The sequence below is a fragment of the Cyanobium sp. NS01 genome, from assembly GCF_014280235.1.
Classification (GTDB): domain Bacteria; phylum Cyanobacteriota; class Cyanobacteriia; order PCC-6307; family Cyanobiaceae; genus NIES-981.
Genome location: NZ_CP047940.1, coordinates 1,566,125 through 1,582,704, shown reverse-complemented (window position 1 = coordinate 1,582,704; position 16,580 = coordinate 1,566,125). Strand labels below are relative to the sequence as shown.

The 16,580-nt window shown below is 69.0% G+C and carries 21 protein-coding genes and 1 tRNA gene; 13 read left to right on the top strand and 9 right to left on the bottom strand.

Annotated elements, in window-relative coordinates:
• The 4 genes from CyaNS01_RS08260 to CyaNS01_RS08245 form a co-directional block, all read right to left on the bottom strand.
• On the bottom strand, positions 1-348 hold the full coding sequence (locus CyaNS01_RS08260) for a hypothetical protein (RefSeq protein WP_186696665.1): 348 nt from the start codon (positions 346-348) through the stop codon (positions 1-3).
• A 97-nt stretch (positions 349-445) separates the two neighbouring features.
• Positions 446-1,159: a hypothetical protein gene (locus CyaNS01_RS08255; RefSeq protein WP_225875584.1), complete on the bottom strand. Its 714-nt coding sequence runs from the start codon at positions 1,157-1,159 to the stop codon at positions 446-448.
• 392 nt (positions 1,160-1,551) lie between these two features.
• The gene (locus tag CyaNS01_RS08250; RefSeq protein WP_186696664.1) at positions 1,552-4,065 is read right to left on the bottom strand and encodes an AAA family ATPase; all 2,514 of its coding nucleotides are present in this window, start codon (positions 4,063-4,065) and stop codon (positions 1,552-1,554) included.
• A complete protein-coding gene (locus tag CyaNS01_RS08245; protein ID WP_087067788.1) occupies positions 4,052-4,243 on the bottom strand; it encodes a hypothetical protein in 192 nt (63 codons plus the stop codon). The genes CyaNS01_RS08250 and CyaNS01_RS08245 overlap by 14 nt, the downstream gene beginning before the upstream one ends.
• 71 nt (positions 4,244-4,314) lie before the next feature.
• Between CyaNS01_RS08245 and CyaNS01_RS08240 the strand changes: the two genes are divergently transcribed.
• The 9 genes from CyaNS01_RS08240 to CyaNS01_RS08200 all read left to right on the top strand — a co-directional run bounded on the left by CyaNS01_RS08240 (position 4,315) and on the right by CyaNS01_RS08200 (position 8,922).
• Positions 4,315-4,656: a hypothetical protein gene (locus CyaNS01_RS08240; protein ID WP_186696663.1), complete on the top strand. Its 342-nt coding sequence runs from the start codon at positions 4,315-4,317 to the stop codon at positions 4,654-4,656.
• A gap of 32 nt (positions 4,657-4,688) precedes the next feature.
• Positions 4,689-5,099, top strand: coding sequence for a hypothetical protein (locus tag CyaNS01_RS08235; RefSeq protein WP_186696662.1), 411 nt, complete (start codon positions 4,689-4,691; stop codon positions 5,097-5,099).
• Positions 5,100-5,171: 72 nt separating this feature from the next.
• On the top strand, positions 5,172-5,855 hold the full coding sequence (locus tag CyaNS01_RS08230; RefSeq protein WP_186696661.1) for a helix-turn-helix transcriptional regulator: 684 nt from the start codon (positions 5,172-5,174) through the stop codon (positions 5,853-5,855).
• 115 nt (positions 5,856-5,970) lie between these two features.
• Positions 5,971-6,738 (top strand): hypothetical protein, encoded by a 768-nt coding sequence (locus CyaNS01_RS08225; RefSeq protein ID WP_225875583.1) that lies wholly within the window; start codon positions 5,971-5,973, stop codon positions 6,736-6,738.
• Positions 6,735-6,974, top strand: a complete 240-nt coding sequence (locus tag CyaNS01_RS08220) for a hypothetical protein (protein ID WP_186696660.1) — start codon at positions 6,735-6,737, stop codon at positions 6,972-6,974. Before CyaNS01_RS08225 ends, CyaNS01_RS08220 begins: the two co-directional genes overlap by 4 nt.
• Positions 6,964-7,644 (top strand): hypothetical protein, encoded by a 681-nt coding sequence (locus CyaNS01_RS08215; protein WP_186696659.1) that lies wholly within the window; start codon positions 6,964-6,966, stop codon positions 7,642-7,644. Before CyaNS01_RS08220 ends, CyaNS01_RS08215 begins: the two co-directional genes overlap by 11 nt.
• The gene (locus CyaNS01_RS08210; RefSeq protein WP_186696658.1) at positions 7,644-7,928 is read left to right on the top strand and encodes a hypothetical protein; all 285 of its coding nucleotides are present in this window, start codon (positions 7,644-7,646) and stop codon (positions 7,926-7,928) included. Before CyaNS01_RS08215 ends, CyaNS01_RS08210 begins: the two co-directional genes overlap by 1 nt.
• Positions 7,925-8,689, top strand: coding sequence for a BRO family protein (locus CyaNS01_RS08205; protein ID WP_186696657.1), 765 nt, complete (start codon positions 7,925-7,927; stop codon positions 8,687-8,689). Before CyaNS01_RS08210 ends, CyaNS01_RS08205 begins: the two co-directional genes overlap by 4 nt.
• The gene (locus CyaNS01_RS08200; RefSeq protein ID WP_186696656.1) at positions 8,686-8,922 is read left to right on the top strand and encodes a helix-turn-helix domain-containing protein; all 237 of its coding nucleotides are present in this window, start codon (positions 8,686-8,688) and stop codon (positions 8,920-8,922) included. The genes CyaNS01_RS08205 and CyaNS01_RS08200 overlap by 4 nt, the downstream gene beginning before the upstream one ends.
• Positions 8,923-9,294: 372 nt before the next feature.
• Here CyaNS01_RS08200 and CyaNS01_RS08195 read toward each other — a convergent pair.
• Together CyaNS01_RS08195 and CyaNS01_RS08190 are read right to left on the bottom strand one after the other, a co-directional pair.
• A tRNA-Pro gene (locus tag CyaNS01_RS08195) sits at positions 9,295-9,368 on the bottom strand.
• A gap of 29 nt (positions 9,369-9,397) precedes the next feature.
• Positions 9,398-10,207: an ABC transporter ATP-binding protein gene (locus tag CyaNS01_RS08190; protein ID WP_186696655.1), complete on the bottom strand. Its 810-nt coding sequence runs from the start codon at positions 10,205-10,207 to the stop codon at positions 9,398-9,400.
• A 25-nt stretch (positions 10,208-10,232) separates the two neighbouring features.
• Between CyaNS01_RS08190 and CyaNS01_RS08185 the strand changes: the two genes are divergently transcribed.
• Both CyaNS01_RS08185 and CyaNS01_RS08180 read left to right on the top strand, forming a co-directional pair.
• Complete coding sequence (locus CyaNS01_RS08185; RefSeq protein ID WP_186696654.1) at positions 10,233-10,937, top strand: MBL fold metallo-hydrolase; 705 nt, start codon at positions 10,233-10,235, stop codon at positions 10,935-10,937.
• Positions 10,938-10,977: 40 nt separating this feature from the next.
• Positions 10,978-11,982 (top strand): SDR family NAD(P)-dependent oxidoreductase, encoded by a 1,005-nt coding sequence (locus CyaNS01_RS08180; RefSeq protein ID WP_225875582.1) that lies wholly within the window; start codon positions 10,978-10,980, stop codon positions 11,980-11,982.
• A 508-nt stretch (positions 11,983-12,490) separates the two neighbouring features.
• Here the strand turns inward: CyaNS01_RS08180 and CyaNS01_RS08175 are convergent.
• Positions 12,491-12,937 carry a TspO/MBR family protein gene (locus tag CyaNS01_RS08175; protein WP_186696652.1) on the bottom strand — a complete coding sequence of 149 codons (447 nt, stop codon included), beginning with the start codon at positions 12,935-12,937 and terminating at the stop codon, positions 12,491-12,493.
• 115 nt (positions 12,938-13,052) lie between these two features.
• Here CyaNS01_RS08175 and CyaNS01_RS08170 point away from each other — a divergent pair, with 115 nt between their 5' ends.
• Positions 13,053-14,378, top strand: coding sequence for a DUF2254 domain-containing protein (locus tag CyaNS01_RS08170; RefSeq protein ID WP_222934173.1), 1,326 nt, complete (start codon positions 13,053-13,055; stop codon positions 14,376-14,378).
• A gap of 28 nt (positions 14,379-14,406) precedes the next feature.
• Here the strand turns inward: CyaNS01_RS08170 and CyaNS01_RS08165 are convergent, their stop codons facing one another.
• A complete protein-coding gene (locus tag CyaNS01_RS08165) occupies positions 14,407-14,844 on the bottom strand; it encodes a hypothetical protein (RefSeq protein WP_186696650.1) in 438 nt (145 codons plus the stop codon).
• Positions 14,845-14,984: 140 nt separating this feature from the next.
• On the bottom strand, positions 14,985-15,398 hold the full coding sequence (locus tag CyaNS01_RS08160) for a Rid family detoxifying hydrolase (RefSeq protein ID WP_186696649.1): 414 nt from the start codon (positions 15,396-15,398) through the stop codon (positions 14,985-14,987).
• Between the two features lie 45 nt (positions 15,399-15,443).
• Here CyaNS01_RS08160 and CyaNS01_RS08155 point away from each other — a divergent pair, with 45 nt between their 5' ends.
• Positions 15,444-16,580: an ABC transporter ATP-binding protein gene (locus CyaNS01_RS08155; RefSeq protein WP_186696648.1), complete on the top strand. Its 1,137-nt coding sequence runs from the start codon at positions 15,444-15,446 to the stop codon at positions 16,578-16,580.

The window sequence follows — 16,580 nt, the reverse complement described above, 5'->3', positions numbered from 1 at the left end:
TCAGCTCCGGCCCGGCTTGATCGTCCAGAACGCCTTGCCCTGCTTCTGCGTAGCTGTCCCACTGGCGACCGCCAACCGCTGCGCCTGCTTCAGGGCCTGCTCCTGCTGTTGCAGTGCCTCGGGGTAGACGTAGCTGATCCGCCCAGCCGACCAGCAGAAGTTGCAGTCGTTGTGGGAGAAGTTCGCATCCAGCTCACCGGCCTCCAGGGCGCCGCTGAGCTGCTCCAGCAGCGGTGTCAGTGCGGCCTCGATCGCCTTCTGCTCAGCTTTGAGGACGGTGATGCGATCCAGCAGCGCGTCGAGATCACCGTCGCCAGCGGCTGCAGGAGTGGTGGAGCTGGCAGCCATGGGCGAGAACAAGGGAAGCGTCGTGCGGCGCAGGCAGCAGGACCTGCCATGCAGGATAGCGGCTCGATAGTCCGAATAAGACGATTCGGATAGCGGGTCACCACGGCCGACAGCGACTCACGTAGCCCGCCCATGCCGCTGCCCACGCCGCCAGGCACTCCTCGCGGGAATACAGCGGCGAGAAGCGGGTCTCACCCGGCCGCGCCCAGATCGTCTGCCCGGCGTCGTACTCCACGCCCCAGCTCGCCTCCAGCACCATGTAGCCCCCCAGCTGCGCGCGGGTGCAGTAGCTGCCCGAGCCTGGGCGCGAGAGGGTCTTGAGGTCGGCGAGCACCCGCAGGCCACTGGCGTGCTGGATGTAGCCGGTGTCGTAGGTGCCGGCCAGGTTGCGGACCAAGCAGCAGGTAGGCCGCTCGGAGGCGATCACCGTCACCTGTCGCCAGTGGGGGTGGGCCAGCAAGGGCTCGATCCAGTCCCGGTAGTCGCCAGAGCGGAGATGCAGCAGCTGCTCGCTGGCCTGCTGGCGTTGCTGGTGCAGGGGATGAAAGCGGCTATGCAACAGGGCCTCCAGCGCCAGGTGCACGGTGTGGCCTCGCGGCTCCCAGACGTGGCGGGTGGCCTCGATACGGGCCATCGCCCAGTCGCTCTTGCTGGAGCCGACCACACCGGTGACGGACACGGCGAACAGGTGATCTCCCAGCCAGTAGCGGTGCTCCGGATCGGTGCGCCGCAGGCCTGGGATCGGTGTCAGCCAGTCGCTGGGAATAGCGGCAGCAGATCTGCTGGTTGGGGTGGGAGAACGCCTGATCACCAGACCCTCACGTGATACACCAAATTCGTTCGATTCTTTGTATTCCCTTCTGGCGCAAGGGGTCTGAGCCAGTTGGGGCGCGGTGCATTCTTTCGATTCTTTGACATTCTTTGGCCCCCAGCAGGCCGCAGACCCCGCCACTGAAAGAAGGCAAAGAGTGGCCAAAGAAATGAACCCTTGAAATCCCTGAGAACGCTTGCGGCGCAGTGCAGGGGAAAGAAAGCGATGAATTCAGCCCCCATGGGATGAGCGTTGGCAGCAGCGGTGTTGCGTTGCTGAGGCTCCGGGATGGCAGCAAAGAATCGAAAGCGTGTGGGGCAGATCGCACGCCGTGCAACCGGCCAGATCGGTTGCGCTGCAGTGGAGTGCAAAGAATGCAAAGAAGCACCCCCCTACAGATCGAACTCACGCGCCAGCCACTCCGCGCCGGCATCGCTGAGGCCGTAGCGGAGGTAGTAGCTCTGGCCGCTCGTGCCAACCCGGGTGGTCGTCACCAGGCCGTCGAGCTTGCTGAGGAAACGGCCGAGCGCGTTGTAGGTGCTCAGCGCCTCTCCCTCCAGATCCCGTTTCAAGCGCGCCTCCGCCGGCGCCATGCCGATCGCCTGCAGCAGCTCCAGCAGACCGATGCCAGCCAGACCGCTGGCATGCAGGGCCTGGAGGTAACGCAGGGCCTCCTGCTGCTTCTCATTGGCCTTGCGCAGCCTCTGGCCGGCGCGATCGAGATCGCTCTCCTGCTCCTGCTGCTCCTGCAGGTCGTCGTAGGTGCCGAGCCGCGCGAAGGTTCCGGTGTTGCCGTCAATCGCCACCACCAGATCCGCCGGCGGCCCGGAGCGGGCCTCGCGCACCAGGCGTCGCTGGGGCGAATCCTTGATCAGCCGATTGCCCTTGGCCAGGTAGTGCAGGGTGAGAATCGTGTTGGCCGCGCCGGCGATGGCGTTGTGGCCGGAGAGGGCCTCGGTACCGGTGGTGTCGTTGGCCTTGTTGCAGTGGTGGATCAGCAGCAACGTGCCGCCGGCATCGGTGATCTGGTGCTTGAGGTCGTAGATCAGCGAGCCCATCTCGGGGTCGTTTTCGCCAAAGCAGCAGCTACGGGTGATCGAGCGCAGCGAGTCGAGGATCACCACCGCGCCGGGATGTGCGGCCAGGCAGGCCAGCAGGGCATCGAGGTTGGCCTCGGTGGCGCGAAAGCGGCGCGACCAGAGCAGCAACGGGTGATCCCAGATCCCCAGCTGCTGCAGCATCTGGGCGGTGTCGCCGTCCCCCTGGTCATCGGTCACCAGGATCACCGGCCGCGGTTCCTCTGGCCCCCCGAAGCCCAGAAAGTCCTCGGCGCAGAGCAGGCAGCGGGCCAGGGCATGCACCAGCCGCGTCTTGCCCACCTTGGCCCGGCCGCCCACGATCGAGAGGTCGCGGCGCGGGATGCAGCCGGGGATCTCCCACTCCACAACCGGTTGCGGCATCGCCAAGCGCTCGGCCTGATCAAGACCGCGGAAGCGGTTGCCGTTGCGCAGGTCGTGGGCCTCGAGGATCAGCTGGCCGATCTCCTGCAGCCGCAGGGCGGTCTTGAGTTGGAGGGCTGAATGGGCCTCGCGCACGCGGGCGGAGCGACGCAGGCTGTTGCGCTCACGCCCCACCAGGGAGCGGATGCAGTGTTCCAAGGCGTTGAGTCGGCGGTTGATCGGTAGGTGCACCTTTCCCCAGCGCACCCGGGTGTCGGGTCGAGGCGAGAAGCGTTGCGGACCAACTCCAGACCCAGCTCCCTTGGCGCCCCTGGCATTGCTGCTGTGCTCGCTGCCCTTGCCACCGGGATGGCGCCCGCCGGTGTCGCCCTGGTTTCGGCGGCTGCCTGTGGTCTGCGCCCCAGGAGGCCTTGGGGTGTGGGCCGGCTGCGGCGGCAACCAGCCGTGCTGACGGGCATGGAACCAGAAGGTGGCGGCGCTGATCTCCTCGCCGCCCGAGCTGGCCACCTGGCGGATGTCCCAGCCGCAGCTGGCCGATGGGCTGTGGGCCTCCATCAGGGCGATCGCCAGCTCACGGTCGTGGCCGACCTGCTCGCAGGCCTGGATCAGTCCCCAGAGAAGGTTGCGGTAGTCGGCGTAGGTGTTGCTGCCCGCCACGCGGCGAGGGATGGCCGCCAGGGCAGCGCGGATCTGCTCTAGCGGCCGGGTTGACCCGAAGTCCTCGTCGCCCAGCTCAGGCAGCGGAATGCCAGTGCCTGGGCTCTCGCTGGGCTGCTCCAGCGGAATCTCGTGTTGCGGTGCGGTGCCTGCAGCGGGTTCGGCGAACTCATCGGGCAGCAGCGCCAGGGCGATGTCCTCCGGCGCGTAGCGCTGGCCGCTCACGTGCACCAGCTCCACCAGAGCGGTGGACTCACCCGCGGCATCCACGTACCAGCAGCCCGGCAGCCGCATCACCCGCGAGGCGTCCTTGCAGTGGGGATCGCCGCCGGCATAGGCGATCAGCTCCGCCTGCAGCGGTGCCCACTCCTGCGGCGGGATGGGGCGGTGCAGCAGCCAGTAGCAGTGGGCTGACTTGCCGCCGCTGAGCACGATCAGCGAGGGCTCGGGCAGTCCCAGCTCTCGCCAGGCGCTCAGCTGCCAGGCGATCGGCCGGTCGTCCCACTCCACGAACAGGGCACGGCAAGCGGTGATCTCGTTCTTGCGGTCACCGCCGTCGTTGATCACCAGGTAGACGCCGCGGCCTTCCCGCTGCCACTGGTCCGCCAGCTCGAGGTCAAAGGGGCCTTTGCGGGCGCCGATCACACCCTTGGCGGGGTTGGCGCGGTGGGGGAAGGCGCGCAGCCGGGCGCTGGCAGGGTTCTTGCCCAGCAGGGAGAGGAACTGCTGGGCGGCGGCGTGGTCGATGCAGGCCTGTGCGGGGGCGGAGGCTGGATCAGCGCTGGCCATGAAGCCCCTGGCGCTGCAGTGCCTGGGCGCTGATCAGCTGTTCGCGCTCCATCGCCTCGGCCACGATCAGGCGGATCACCGAGGAACGCGACAGCAGACCGCCGCGGGTGCGCCGGTCCAGCCAGGCCTGCTGCTCGGGGGTGAACTGCACCGAGAGCGGGGTCATCAGCGGAGCCATGGGGGACTTCGATGGACCGAACCAGTCTATCGACACTGACTCAGGCTCGCTAGGCTGAGCAAGTGAGCTGAATGGCGATGGACGCTGGAGCAGCGGCGCAGAAAGCGCTGGCCAAGGTCGAGAAGCTGGTGGCGATGAGCGCCTCGCCCCACCTGGAGGAGGCGCGCACCAGCGCCTTCCTGGCCTGTCGCCTGATTCGCGAGCACGGGCTGCAGATCGCCACCCATCGCCCTTCACCCGCCAAGCCAGCTGTGGCGACGGGCGTGGAGCAGGGGCAAGGCCCGGCGGGCTTTCGCCGCATCCGCGTGCGCCATCCCGGCCGCTGCCTGTGCTGCGGCAACCCGATTGCCCCGGGGGAGTGGGCGCTCTGGTGCCGTGGCAATGGCTTGCGTCACCCGCTCTGCGCCACCTGAGCCGCTGTTGCGCCGCCGAGCTCCAGCAGGCCTTGCTGGCGCTGCTGGCAGGGGAGGCCTTCCTGGCGGATCGACCCTGGAGTGAGATCTGGTGGGGGCGGATGCGCCTGGATCTGGCCAGCGGCTGGCAGCTGGAGATCGCGATCGAGCGCGACCAGCTGGGTGCCCTGCATTGGGCGCAGGCGCCCGACGGCCGTGATTGGGTCTACGGCTGTCAGCGCGACGACTGGACCCTGGGACCCGATAGCCGCATCGTGGAGCCGGTGGCGCTGCTGGAGCCAGAGCAACGCCAACACCTGGAGCGGCGGCTGCGGGAGGCCATCTGCTGGCCAGCGCCGCTGCTCCCGCCTGATCAAGCCGTTTTCTGTGGCCTGGTGGAGCCTGAGGTTCGGCGCGGCAAGGGCCGGCACTGGCGGCAGCGGGCCAGGGCCCATGGCCGCTGACATCACGGTGCTGTCAATTCCAATCGGCAGCAGAAGCCTTAGCCTTTCGCTAATGGCCAGAACCCAGTCCTGATGTCCACTGAGTACCGGTACATCGAGGCCAAGCAGCTCGAAGCCGGTCAGCAGTTCGGTCGGATGCTGAGGCGCTGGCGGGAGCTGAACAACTGGACCCAGTACACGGCCTACAAGTGGGCCAAGGAGGCCGGCTTTGAAGTGATGGCTCCCAGCACCCTGAGCGTGTTCGAGAACGGCAAGGCGCCCAAGCCCCGCCCGGAGAGCTTCTTTGCCCTCGCCGAGGTGAATCGCCGCCTGGCCGCCAGGGATTTCAGTGGCGTGCGCACCCGCGCCCTCAAGGACCTGATCAGCCAGGCCAAGCCCCTGGTGGATGACGAGGAGCGGGTGTGGGGCCCAGCGGAGTTCTGGAGTTGCCACCTGGGCCTGTTGCCTGTGCCGAGCGCCTACCAGGCGCCCGTGCTGCCGGCCCAGCCAGAGGTCGATGCCGCAGAAGCGGCGAAGCTGAGCGAGCAGTGGCGTGGCCAGCTGGCGCAGACCGCCAAGCAGCACGGTATCGGCGTGATGGAGGCACTGAGTTCCGCCGCCAAGGCGGCGCCAGCCAAGCAGCGGCAGGCCTTTCAGGCGATGCTGGCCGGCTTTGAGCCGTACTCCGCCGAGCAGCTGCAGGGCATGTGGGACGGAGAGGCGTGGCTGCCGCAGCGCTGGCTGCAGGAATGGTCCACCAAGTCGGGCGCCAGCTGAGGCATGCACGAACAGGCTCGGAGTACGCCATGTCTTGCGTTGTGCAAGATACAGATTCGGATTAGCGAGCCGCTAATATCTAGGCCAAGCGGGCGCCGGTCCCGCAGTGCCTTCGATGACCACCACCCCCTGCGGGCGGATGGAGCCGACGCCAGGTCCCACCTCCGCCTTTGATCTCAACCAGGCCCTGTTGCAGAGCCGCGAGCAGGCCCGCGCCCAGTGGGCCGAGGGCCTGGCCCAGTTCCAGTCCCAGATGGCCGCCATCGCCGAAACCTCCATGCAGGAGGTCGTTCAGGCGGCGGCGCCGGCCTTTGTCCTGGGCTTCTCGTTCAGCGCCCAGAAGCTGATCAACGAGGAGCACGAGGTGCTGCGGGTAACCCTGTGGCACCGCGGCGGCGCCGAGGAGTTCAGCGAAGCCCAGGCACCCCAGGAGGGCAGTGCGGCCTGGCATGCGCTCACCGCCTCCCTGCTGGCGGGCCTGCTGGGCATTCCCGTGGGCATCTCTCCTCGGACTATCGAGCCGGGTCAGCCACGACCGCAGACGCAGCCATCGGTGGCGGACACCGCAGGCGCCGGCAGTGCAGCCGCCTCCCCCGCTGCGGACGACCCTGAAGCCGCAGACGACGAGTGGGACACCGGCACCCCGGATGGCCCCGAAGCCAGCGACTCCGGCCTGGAGCCGTTGTCGGCAGAGGAGATCGCCACCCTGCACCAGTTCCTGGGGGCGATGCCTCAGGCGGCGCGCAAGCGCTTCACGATCGAGTTCCGCCACCACTTCCAGGTGCCCAGGGAGGTGCGCACGATCAAGGACCGCATCACCCAGCGGCGCCACAAGGACTTCATCGACGTGTTCGAGCGCGAGCTGGTGGGGGGGACGCCATGAGCGTTTGCCGCCGCGCCTACGCCAGGCCCCAGCCGCGGTCGCAGCACGGCCGTCACTACCTCTGCGTCTGCGTGCACAGCGATGTCTACCGGCAGGTGCGGCAGCTGTCCGCCGAGCACCAGCTGAGCCTCTCCGGCGCCGCCCATCACCTGCTGCGGCTGGGCGCCGGCCTGGAGCCCCTGCTGCCCCTGACCTCTTCCCCGTCCACCCCGAAAAGCAAGTCCCATGGCGATTGAACTCAACGACGGCAGCCGCATCGCGGCGCCGGTGATCCGTCAGCAGCGCCTCGGTGAGGTGGCCTATCTGGCGATCGTGAGGCCCGAGCAGCGCGACCGATTGCGCAAGAACCTCACCACTGGCGCGATGGAGCCGATCCCCAACGGCACCGACCGCCAGGGCCGTCCCAAGGTGAAGCAGGAGATGGTCGTCCACGCGATCGCCATGCCCGGCACGACGATGGAGGCCCGCATCGGTGACGAAGGCGGTGTGCCGGCACCGGGGGATCGGGTGCGGCTGATCCTCAAGGCCAAGGGCTTTGGCGAGTGGATCGAGGCGCGCCGTCAGCACCGCCGCGGCCGGCTGACGGTGGGTGATGTGCTGGTTCTGGAGACCCGCTGGGCGCAGCAGTACGACCAGGACGGCAACCCCAAGGGCCCCAAGATCGAAGACCAGGCCGCGGCCGATGCGGTGCCGCGCAACGTCACGATCGGCTTCTACGGGCCGCTGAGCATCCGCGAGGGGAGCGATCCGGCCTGGATCGAGGCGGCGGAGCAGGCCTACCGCTCCGATGAAGCCGCTGCCCGCCAGCAGCAGGCGATCCCGCTGGCGGATGGGGAGGACTACGGCGATGAGTTCGCCGATGTCGCACCACAAGGTGCGCTTTCCAGAGAGGAGGTGCCGTTCTGATGGCCCACCCCCAACACCCCGGCCGCACGCCGCGGCCCATGGGCCAGCCACAGCTGCCGGCCTTCTGCCGCACGCGCCGGCCGATCACCACCACCGTGCGGCTGAGCAGCCTGCGGCAACTGCAGTGGCTGCTGTGGCTGGTGCTGGCCCTGCAGCTGAGCACGGTGCTACTGGTCCTGGCGGGCCCGGTGCCGGCTCCCCTGGCCGCGGCCCCGCGGCAATTCAGCTCTGCAGTGTTCGCGTCGCGGCATGACGCCCCTGTCCTCTCATCTTCCCAGCCATGAGCAACACGTCAGCTCTGGTGCCCTACCTGTTCGAGGGGCACCGCATCCGGGTGAGCACCGATCAACACGGCGAGGCCTGGATCGTCGTCGCCGATGCCTGCGCCGCGCTGGACGAGAGCCCGATGGTCTGGGCCAGGGCGAACCGACGCGATGAGGAGCACTGCCTCCATTCAGAGGAGGGTCCCGGCGCCGGTGGTTTCACCCTGGCGCTGATCAACGAAGCCACGCTGCTACGCAGGCTGCTGAACAGCGACAACCCCAGCGCACCGCGGATGCGGCGCTGGCTCACCCACGAGCTGCTGCCCGCCCTGCAGCGCCGGCAAGAGGGCAACAGGGAGCTGCGGCGACGCAGCATCGAGGCGATCCGCAGGCAGACCGCAGCCGAGGTACTGCGCGGAGCCGACGAGATCATCCACCTCACCGGCGTATCCCATGCCGAGGCCCTACTCAGCGTCCTGGAGGAGATCCAGACCAACAGCAGTCCCGCCGCCGCTGACGTGAAGCAACGCGTCTCGCAGCGCGCAGGGGTGGCCTGGCTGACGGCTGATCAGTTAGCTGACCGACTGGATGGCACGCTCCGCCACACCTACCTGCGGCTCGCTGCCGCCGGATTGCAGCAGCGCAACGAGGACGACGACTGGCAGCTCACAGAAGCCGGTCGCGACTGGGGCGTCGCCCTGCCGCTCTGCAGTCAGGGAGAGCGCCGCCAGCAGATCCTCTGGGATCCGGCCGTGGTGGCGTTACTGGAGAGTGAAAGATGAGCAGCTCCCAAGGCGCCAGCCGCCAACGGGCCTGGATCACCACCGCAGAGGTGTGTGAATGGCTGGGTATCAGCCGCGAGACACTCCGTCAGCTGCGGCTGCGGGGTGTTCTGCAACCCGGCAAACAGTTCCGCCGCTGGGGCTGCACCCAAGGCAAAGGCCCCCTGCAGTGGCATTTGGAGAACGTGGAAGCCACGATCACCGGCTGGAGCCGGCGCCACCTGAGGCAATAACCGTGCCCTGGACCATGAGATCAGAGTCGGTGCCTCAACCCGATCACGTCCTCTGTTCCGCATCAGCAGGGTCGGAGTCCGTGATCGGGTTTGGTGTTTGGCCCCGGGTCCTACGGACGCGCTGACACCCAGCTCCAGCGCCGGCCCCTGCTCACAATTTGCTCACCTCTGGGCTCCAAGCCTCCCCTGATGGCTCCCCCAGGCCGATGTCGAAGTGAGCATCAATCCCATGGCCAAGCTCCCGTGGAGCGGTTTCGCCTGAGGCAAATACCCAGTCAGGGCCTGATGGGGGAGAGCACAGGAGACGTGAGCACCAGGCGATTTGCTCACCTGCTTGCTCACATGGCCCTTGGCCTATCAGTGAAAAGTCAGTCGGGGCGACAGGATTCGAACCTGCGACCTAGTGCTCCCAAAGCACCCGCGCTACCAAGCTGCGCCACGCCCCGCCGGGGCAGACTTTACCGCTCGGTGCCGCTCAGTCCGGGCTGCCTGCCCCATCGACGGCCGGCAGCACCTGGCGGTAGCCATGGGCCTCGATCACCTGCAGGGGGGTGTCGAAAAGGGCGCTCAGGGGGCCGGCCTGGAGCAGCTCGGCCGCCGGGCCATCGGCCACCAGCTGCCCCTGGCGCAGCAGCAGGCAACGGCTGATCTCCGGAATGATCGCCTCGATCTGGTGGGTCACCAGCAGCAGGGTGGTGCCGCGCCGGGCCAGCTGCCTGAGGATGGCGAGCAGCTGGTGGCGGGCCTTGAGATCGAGGCCGTTGGTGGGTTCATCCAGCACGAGCACCTCGGGGTCGTGCACCAGGGCCCGGGCCAGCAGCAGGCGGCGGCGCTGGCCGTCGGAGAGCTCCCGGAAGGGCCGCTCGGCCAGATCCGCCAGGTGCAGCTCGGCCATCAGCTCCGCCACCCGCTGCTGCTGGGCGGCGCTGGGCTCCTGGCTGCGGCCCAGGCCAACGGAGCCGAAGAAGCCTGAGAGCACCACATCCCGCCCCCGCACCCCGCCGCTGTAGTGGGCCTGCAGGTGCTCTGACACCACACCGATGCGGCTGCGCAGGGCCCAGAGGTTCACGGTGTCGCTGCCGAAGATCCGCAGCCAGGAGCCCGGCTGCACCACCGGGTAGAGGCTGCGGCAGAGCAGCTTGATCAGCGAGCTCTTGCCTGAGCCGTTCGGGCCCAGGATCACCGTGTGCTCGTCGGGGAACAGCTGCAGGCTGAGGTTCTCGAACACCGGCCGTGGGCCCAGGTAGGCGGTCACGGCACGCAGCTCGAGGTAGGGCTCTGCCATTGGAGTTGGAGCCCTGCAGGCGCTGATGTTGCGATTCTGGCGCTCTGCGATCGGCGCCACCCCCGAGCTGTTGCGCCACACCCCGGCCGAGGGCTTCCCGGCCTTGCTGTTGTCCCACCCGGCCGGCGAGGTCTTTTACTGCGGCTGGACGTCGCGCCGCAGCTTCGGGGCCAGCAGCTACCTGGTGGTGCGCCCCGAGGGCAACGTGCTGATCGACAGCCCGCGCTTCAACGGCCACCTGGCCCGCCGCCTGGAGGCCCTCGGCGGCGTGGCGGCCATGCTGCTCACCCACCGCGATGACGTGGCCGACCACGCCCGCTGGGCCGAGCGCTTCGGCTGTCCCCGCTGGATTCACCGCGCCGATGCCGATGCTGCCCCCGGCGCCGAGCAGCTGGTGGAGGGCCAGGCGCCGGTGCTGTTCGATCCCGGCCTGCGCCTGATCCCCACCCCCGGTCACACCGCCGGCTCGATGGTCGCCCTGCTGGGCGAGCAGATCCTGTTCAGCGGCGACCACCTCTGGTGGAGTCCGGGGCAGCGGGCGGTGGTGGCCTCCCGCACCTACTGCTGGTGGGATTGGCCGAGCCAGGTGGCCTCGGTGGAGTTGCTGCGGGATCTCGATGTGCGCTGGCTGCTGCCGGGCCATGGCGACCGCCACCCCTTTGACGCCGGAGCCTGGGGAGCGGCGATCGACTGCACCCTGGCCTACTGCCGCGGGCTGGCGGCTGGCTGAACGCCCATACTTTCAGCTGCAACACCCTCCCCCCACGACCGTGCCGCGGCGCATCCTGCTCACCGGCGGCAGCTCCGGCATCGGCTTTGCGGCAGCCCGGCTGCTGCTGGAGCAGGGCCATGGGCTGATCCTTCCCTGCCGCGATGCCGTCACCGCCGAGGCCACCGTCGCCCGGCTGAGGGCTGCCCTCGGCGGCGACGGGCCCGGCCGGCCTGCACCTGCGCTCAGCGCCCCGGTGGCGGATCTGGCCGACCTCAGCAGCGTCGAGCGCTGCGCTGATGCCTTGCTGGAGCACGGCGAGCCGATCGACACCCTGGTGCTCAACGCCGGCCTGCAGGACAGCGGTGCCAAGGAGCCCCGCCGCTCCGCCCAGGGCTATGAGCTCACCATCGCCGTCAACCACCTGGCCCACCAGGCCCTCGCCCTGCGGCTGCTGCCCCTGGTCGAGGCCGGCCAGGCCCCGCGGCTGGTGGTCACCGCTTCGGAGGTGCACGACCCCACCACCCCTGGCGGGCGGGTCGGCCCCCCGGCCGGCCTCGGCGATCTGGAGGGTCTGCGCTCCGGCCCCAGCTTCGAGATGGTGGCTGGCGGCGTGGCCTTTCAGGCCGACAAGGCCTACAAGGACAGCAAGCTCTGCAACATGCTCTTTGCCCGGGAGCTGGAGCGGCGTCTGCGCCAGCGGGGCAGGCCGCTGCCGGTGATGGCCTGGAGCCCCGGGCTGGTGATCCCGCGCACGAGCGGCGGCTTCTTCCGCTCCAGCCGCCGCCACAATGAGCTGGGTCAGCGGCTGTTCGCCCTGGTGGCCCGCGACCTGCTGCGCGTCACCGCCAGCCCGGCCCAGGCCGGCGCCCTGCTGGCACGCCTGGCCATCGATGCCGAGGCAGGCGCCCCCGGCTTCCGCTACTGCTGCAACCAGGTGCTGGGTCCGGGGCGTCTGCGTGAGGCCCTGGTGGAGCCCAGCGCTGAAGCCTGCGATGACGCCCTGGCGGAGCGTCTGTGGACGATCAGTGCCGATCTGGTGGGCTTGCCGCCGCTACCACTGTGAAGCACCTTGTCCATCGATGAAGAGCGATGTCGAGTGCGGCGATTCACCTGGACGTGATCGCTGTTTGCTCCGAAGCTGTGCACAACAGATCTCGGAGGCTCCTTTGGACGACACTCCGCCCAACCAGATGACAGGAGCGAACTGACGTTCGGACCCTGCTCCAACAATCTCGAACCATTTCTGACTGTTCCAGTGCACAACCGGTGCCCATGGCACCGTTGAGGCACACTCTTTCTGCACCGCCTATCGGCAAGGTTCATCCCTGGCCATCAGGTGCCCCAGAGTCACCGGAACGTCCTTGTTGAGCCATGGCCCCAGGTGCCCTTGTCAGGCAGCTCCGCCCTACAACTGAATACAATTCAACAGAATCAAACGTTTCTGACGATCTCATTGATCGCGCCTTAGGGGCTTGAAGTGATTCATCTTCAGCCCAAGCCAAACAGACAAAGCCCGGCGTTGCACACGTCGGGCTTTGTTGTGGGCGCAGCGATGGTCTGGCGCCATGGCCTCAGCGGTTCAGGCGCTGCATCTGCCAGGTGACCAGGCTGCCCACCGGGCTCCACAGCAGATAGGGCACGAGCAGCAACCAGGCAGCCGTGCCGAGAGGTGCCACAGCGATGCAGAGTGCCACGCCCCAGACCCAGCCCGCCAGGCCCACCAGGGTGCCGTTGCGCAGGCTGCGGGTGCGGCCGATCACCAGCGTGTAGCTCTGCACCAGCACCAGCAGCCCCAGATAACCGCCCATCAGCGCAAAGCTGCCGCTCGCCCTCCAGCTCAGCAGCGCCGAGCCATAGAAACAGACATAGATCGTGATCCAGATCAGGGGAATCAGCCGCTCAAAGCTGAGCCAGGCCGGGCGCCGCTGCTTCAGAAACCAGGCGAAGTCCTGGCGGGATGGATTCAGCAATGCGGCCACGGCCAGCATCGTTGCCAGGATCAAAGCAGCAGCCAGCACAGGTGTCGTTGCGGGGGTCAGCTCGACAGGCCAGCTTCGCAGCACCAGCGCGATGGCGGGCCGATCCGGTGCAGGCGAGCATGGCTGCCAGCCGCCCCGCCTCGGCCCTTCCCCCGTGACCAATCCTCAGCACCCGATCACCCTGAGCCTGCGCGGCCGGCTGGCCTTTGCGCTCAACCGGCTCGGTGAGAAGCTCTGGGCCAAGCCCCTGCTCCTGTGCCTGGTGTCGCTGCTGGGCGTGTGGCTGGCCTACCTCGCCGATCGCCTGGCGCCGGGGCTGCTGTTGCCCGACATCAGCGCCGACACCCTGGAAACGTTGCTGCGGATCATCTCCTCGAGCATGCTCGTGATTGCGGTGTTTGCCGCGGGTTCGATGCTGTCGGCCTACGCCTCCGCCGGCAGTACTGCCACGCCGCGGGCCCTGGCCGTGGTGGTGGCCGATGACGTGTCGCAGTACGCCCTCTCCACGTTCATCGGTGCCTTCATCTTCGGCATCGTGGCCCTGATCGCCCAGATGAACGGCCTCTACGGCCGCACGGGCCGTTTCGCGCTGTTCCTGCTCACCCTGGTGGTGTTGGCGGTGGTGCTGCTCAGCTTCGTCACCTGGGTCGACCGGATCGCCCGGTTGGGCCGGGTCACCAACACCATCGGTCGGGTGGAGGCGGTCGCCGACCTGGCCCTGCAGGAGCGCGCCCGCCAGCCCACCCTGGGGGGCCGGCTGCTGGGCCCCTCGCCGGCCGTGGCCCCAGGAGCCGAAGCGGCCCAGCCGGTGCTGGCCTCCGGCGTGGGCTACCTGCAACGCATTGATCTCGGTGCCCTGCAGCTGCTGGCCCAGGCCGCCGAGGCGGAGATTCAGGTGCTGTGCCTGCCTGGAGCCTTCATCACCCCCGCCCGGGCCCTGGCCCAGGTGGAAGCCCAGGACTCCCTGCCAGCCGAGCAACTGGAGCGGATCGCCCAGACCTTCCTGATCGGCGATCGGCGCACCTTTGACGATGACCCCCGCTTTGGGCTGGTGGTGCTCTCGGAGATCGCCAGCCGCGCTCTCTCGCCGGCCGTGAACGACCCCGGCACGGCGATCCATGTGATCGGCAGCGTGGTGCGGCTGCTCACCGACTGGGCCCAGACCAGTCTGGAGGAGAGTCGTGCGCCGGCCTCGGCAACGCGCTTCGGCCGCCTCTGGCTGCCTGAGCTGGCTCTCGAGGATCTGCTGGAGGATGGCTTTGCCGCCACGGCCCGCGATGGCGCGGCGTCGTTGGAGGTGGGGCTGCGCCTGCAGAAGGGCCTGCATCAGCTGAGCCTGCTGCCCCTGCCGGCGCTGCGCCAGGCGGCCATGCGCCAGGCAGAACTGGCCCTGGAGCATGGCGAGTTGGCCCTGAGGCTGGAGCGGGAGCGCGAGCGTCTGCGACGGGCGGCCGCCTGGGTGTTGCCGCCATCAGGGTGAGGGCCTGCCCATCGCCTGGCCCGGCGGCTCACCAGGGCAGGGGGCTGCGTCCGCCGCCCACATTGCAGCCCACCTGGGATCCCAGCAGGGCTCCGAGCGGCACCGCCCAGGCTCGCCCCTCATCCTGGGAGGCCACGTAGCCGGCGCCGCCGCCCAGCAGGCCCCCCACCAGCCGACCGGTGTTGCAGCGGCGGGTGTCGCGCTCGAGCTCGGCCCGCAGCTGGTCAACCCGGGATTCGCGGCGGTAGGGCACGGTCTGCACCGGATAATTGCTGTAGCGCCTGGGGCTGCGCTCCACCGTGCGCACCCGTCGGGCAGGCAGTTGGCGGGCTGGCACCAGCACATAGGTGGTTTGGCGCTGCCAGCCGCGTGGGCCCGCCAGGGCTGCGGGGGCTGCGCTGAGGCTCAGCAGTCCGGCGGCGCCCAGCAGAAGGAACAGGCGACCGGGACGAGTGAGGTAGGTCATGGTGATGAACGGGTGAGGAAGGGTCCCCTTGGGGGGATGACCTCACTCAACCGATCCCGTGTGTCTGGGTCATGAACGGCTGGGCCTGCAGGTGTGACCGGATCCTTCCGGCCGTCTGCTTTCCCCTGGACCGCCAGGCCTCAGCTCAGCAGGGCGATGCAGTCGATCTCCACCCGGGCCCCCTTGGGCAGGGCGGCCACCTCCACGCAGGCGCGGGCCGGCGCCACCTCGCCGCTGAAGGTGGCGGCGTAGAGCGCATTCACGGCGGCGAAATCGGCCAGATCCGCCAGGTACACCGTGGTGCGCACCACCTGGGCCGGCGTGGCTCCCGCCGCCGCCAGCACCGCTTCCAGATTGCTCAGCACCTGGCGCGTTTCCGCCTCCACATCCCCGTCGCCCACCAGGGCGCCGCTGAGGGGATCGAGGGCGATCTGGCCGGAGCAGAACAACAGGCCTCCGGCCTGCACGGCCTGGTTGTAGGGGCCCACCGGAGCCGGGGCGGCGGCGGTGTTCACGGCGATCGCGGCGGAACAGGAGGGCTGGGGAGTGGTCATCGCTGGGCGACTGGCTGACAGGCGGATGACGCATCATGGTCCTGCATGCCCGCTGGCCCCAGGGGCCAAGGACCCATCAGCGCCACCCTCACCGCCCCCTCCCCTGCCGACCCGCTGCACCAGTCCCATGTGGAGCTCAGCGGGCTGTGGCACCGCTACGAGGCCACCGAGGGCTACACCCTGCGCGGCATCGATCTGCAGCTGCGCCCGGGCGAGCTGGTGGGGCTGCTGGGGCCCTCCGGTTGCGGCAAGACCACCCTGCTGCGGCTGATTGCCGGTTTCGAGCGGCCCGAGCGCGGTGCCGTGATGATCGCCGGCCGCCAGGTGGCTGGCGAGGAGCGCTGGCTGGTGCCGGAGCGGCGCGGCGTGGGGATGGTGTTCCAGGACTACGCCCTGTTCCCGCACCTCACCGCCTGGCGCAACCTCTGCTTCGGGCTGCGCCGCGGCGAAGACACCGCCCGCGCCGCCTGGCTGCTGGAGCTGCTGGGGCTGAACGGCCTGGAGCGCCGCTATCCCCACGAGCTCTCCGGCGGCCAGCGCCAGCGCCTGGCCCTGGCCCGGGCCCTGGCGCCGCGGCCCTCGGTGGTGCTGCTGGATGAGCCCTTCTCCAACCTCGACGTGGAGGTGCGCCTGCGCCTGCGGGCCGAACTGCCCCAGGTGCTCAGCCAGTGCGGAGCCTGCGGGCTGATCGTGACCCACGACCCCGAGGAGGCCCTGGCGATCTGCGACCGGGTGGCCGTGCTCTGTGATGGTGTTCTGCACCAGTGCGCCACCCCCAGGGAGCTGGTGCAACGGCCCGCCACCTCCTTTGTGGGCCGTTTCGTGCTGCAGGGCAATCTGTTGCCAGTGCGCGCCAGCTGCGGCCTGTTCACCACCCCCCTGGGTCAGCTCAGGCCCCTGGAGCCGACATCTCAGCGGTTGGATGCAGAACAGGCCGCGGAGGTGATGGTGAGCCCCGAGTCCATCGCTCTGGTGCCCGATCGCGCCGGAGAGGCCCGGGTGCTGGGGCGGGAGTTTCTGGGCCGGGAGTGGCTCTACCAGCTGCGCCAGGACGACCTCAATCTGCGGCTGCGGCTGCCTCTGGGCGAGGAGTACGGCCACGGCCAGCGCTGCCGGCTGCAGTTACGCCGGGGCCACGGCGCCACGCTGTTTCCCCAGGGTCTGCCCCTGGAGGTGTGCTGA

What these genes read in the sequence shown, in the direction of transcription:
- CyaNS01_RS08260 (WP_186696665.1), bottom strand. Translation starts at nt 348, where the DNA reads ATGGCTGCCAGCTCCACCACTCCTGCAGCCGCTGGCGACGGTGATCTC.
- CyaNS01_RS08250 (WP_186696664.1), bottom strand. Translation starts at nt 4,065, where the DNA reads ATGGCCAGCGCTGATCCAGCCTCCGCCCCCGCACAGGCCTGCATCGAC.
- CyaNS01_RS08245 (WP_087067788.1), bottom strand. Translation starts at nt 4,243, where the DNA reads ATGGCTCCGCTGATGACCCCGCTCTCGGTGCAGTTCACCCCCGAGCAG.
- CyaNS01_RS08240 (WP_186696663.1), top strand. Translation starts at nt 4,315, where the DNA reads ATGGCGATGGACGCTGGAGCAGCGGCGCAGAAAGCGCTGGCCAAGGTC.
- CyaNS01_RS08230 (WP_186696661.1), top strand. Translation starts at nt 5,172, where the DNA reads ATGTCCACTGAGTACCGGTACATCGAGGCCAAGCAGCTCGAAGCCGGT.
- CyaNS01_RS08225 (WP_225875583.1), top strand. Translation starts at nt 5,971, where the DNA reads ATGACCACCACCCCCTGCGGGCGGATGGAGCCGACGCCAGGTCCCACC.
- CyaNS01_RS08220 (WP_186696660.1), top strand. Translation starts at nt 6,735, where the DNA reads ATGAGCGTTTGCCGCCGCGCCTACGCCAGGCCCCAGCCGCGGTCGCAG.
- CyaNS01_RS08215 (WP_186696659.1), top strand. Translation starts at nt 6,964, where the DNA reads ATGGCGATTGAACTCAACGACGGCAGCCGCATCGCGGCGCCGGTGATC.
- CyaNS01_RS08210 (WP_186696658.1), top strand. Translation starts at nt 7,644, where the DNA reads ATGGCCCACCCCCAACACCCCGGCCGCACGCCGCGGCCCATGGGCCAG.
- CyaNS01_RS08205 (WP_186696657.1), top strand. Translation starts at nt 7,925, where the DNA reads ATGAGCAACACGTCAGCTCTGGTGCCCTACCTGTTCGAGGGGCACCGC.
- CyaNS01_RS08200 (WP_186696656.1), top strand. Translation starts at nt 8,686, where the DNA reads ATGAGCAGCTCCCAAGGCGCCAGCCGCCAACGGGCCTGGATCACCACC.
- CyaNS01_RS08190 (WP_186696655.1), bottom strand. Translation starts at nt 10,207, where the DNA reads ATGGCAGAGCCCTACCTCGAGCTGCGTGCCGTGACCGCCTACCTGGGC.
- CyaNS01_RS08185 (WP_186696654.1), top strand. Translation starts at nt 10,233, where the DNA reads ATGTTGCGATTCTGGCGCTCTGCGATCGGCGCCACCCCCGAGCTGTTG.
- CyaNS01_RS08165 (WP_186696650.1), bottom strand. Translation starts at nt 14,844, where the DNA reads ATGACCTACCTCACTCGTCCCGGTCGCCTGTTCCTTCTGCTGGGCGCC.
- CyaNS01_RS08160 (WP_186696649.1), bottom strand. Translation starts at nt 15,398, where the DNA reads ATGACCACTCCCCAGCCCTCCTGTTCCGCCGCGATCGCCGTGAACACC.
- CyaNS01_RS08155 (WP_186696648.1), top strand. Translation starts at nt 15,444, where the DNA reads ATGCCCGCTGGCCCCAGGGGCCAAGGACCCATCAGCGCCACCCTCACC.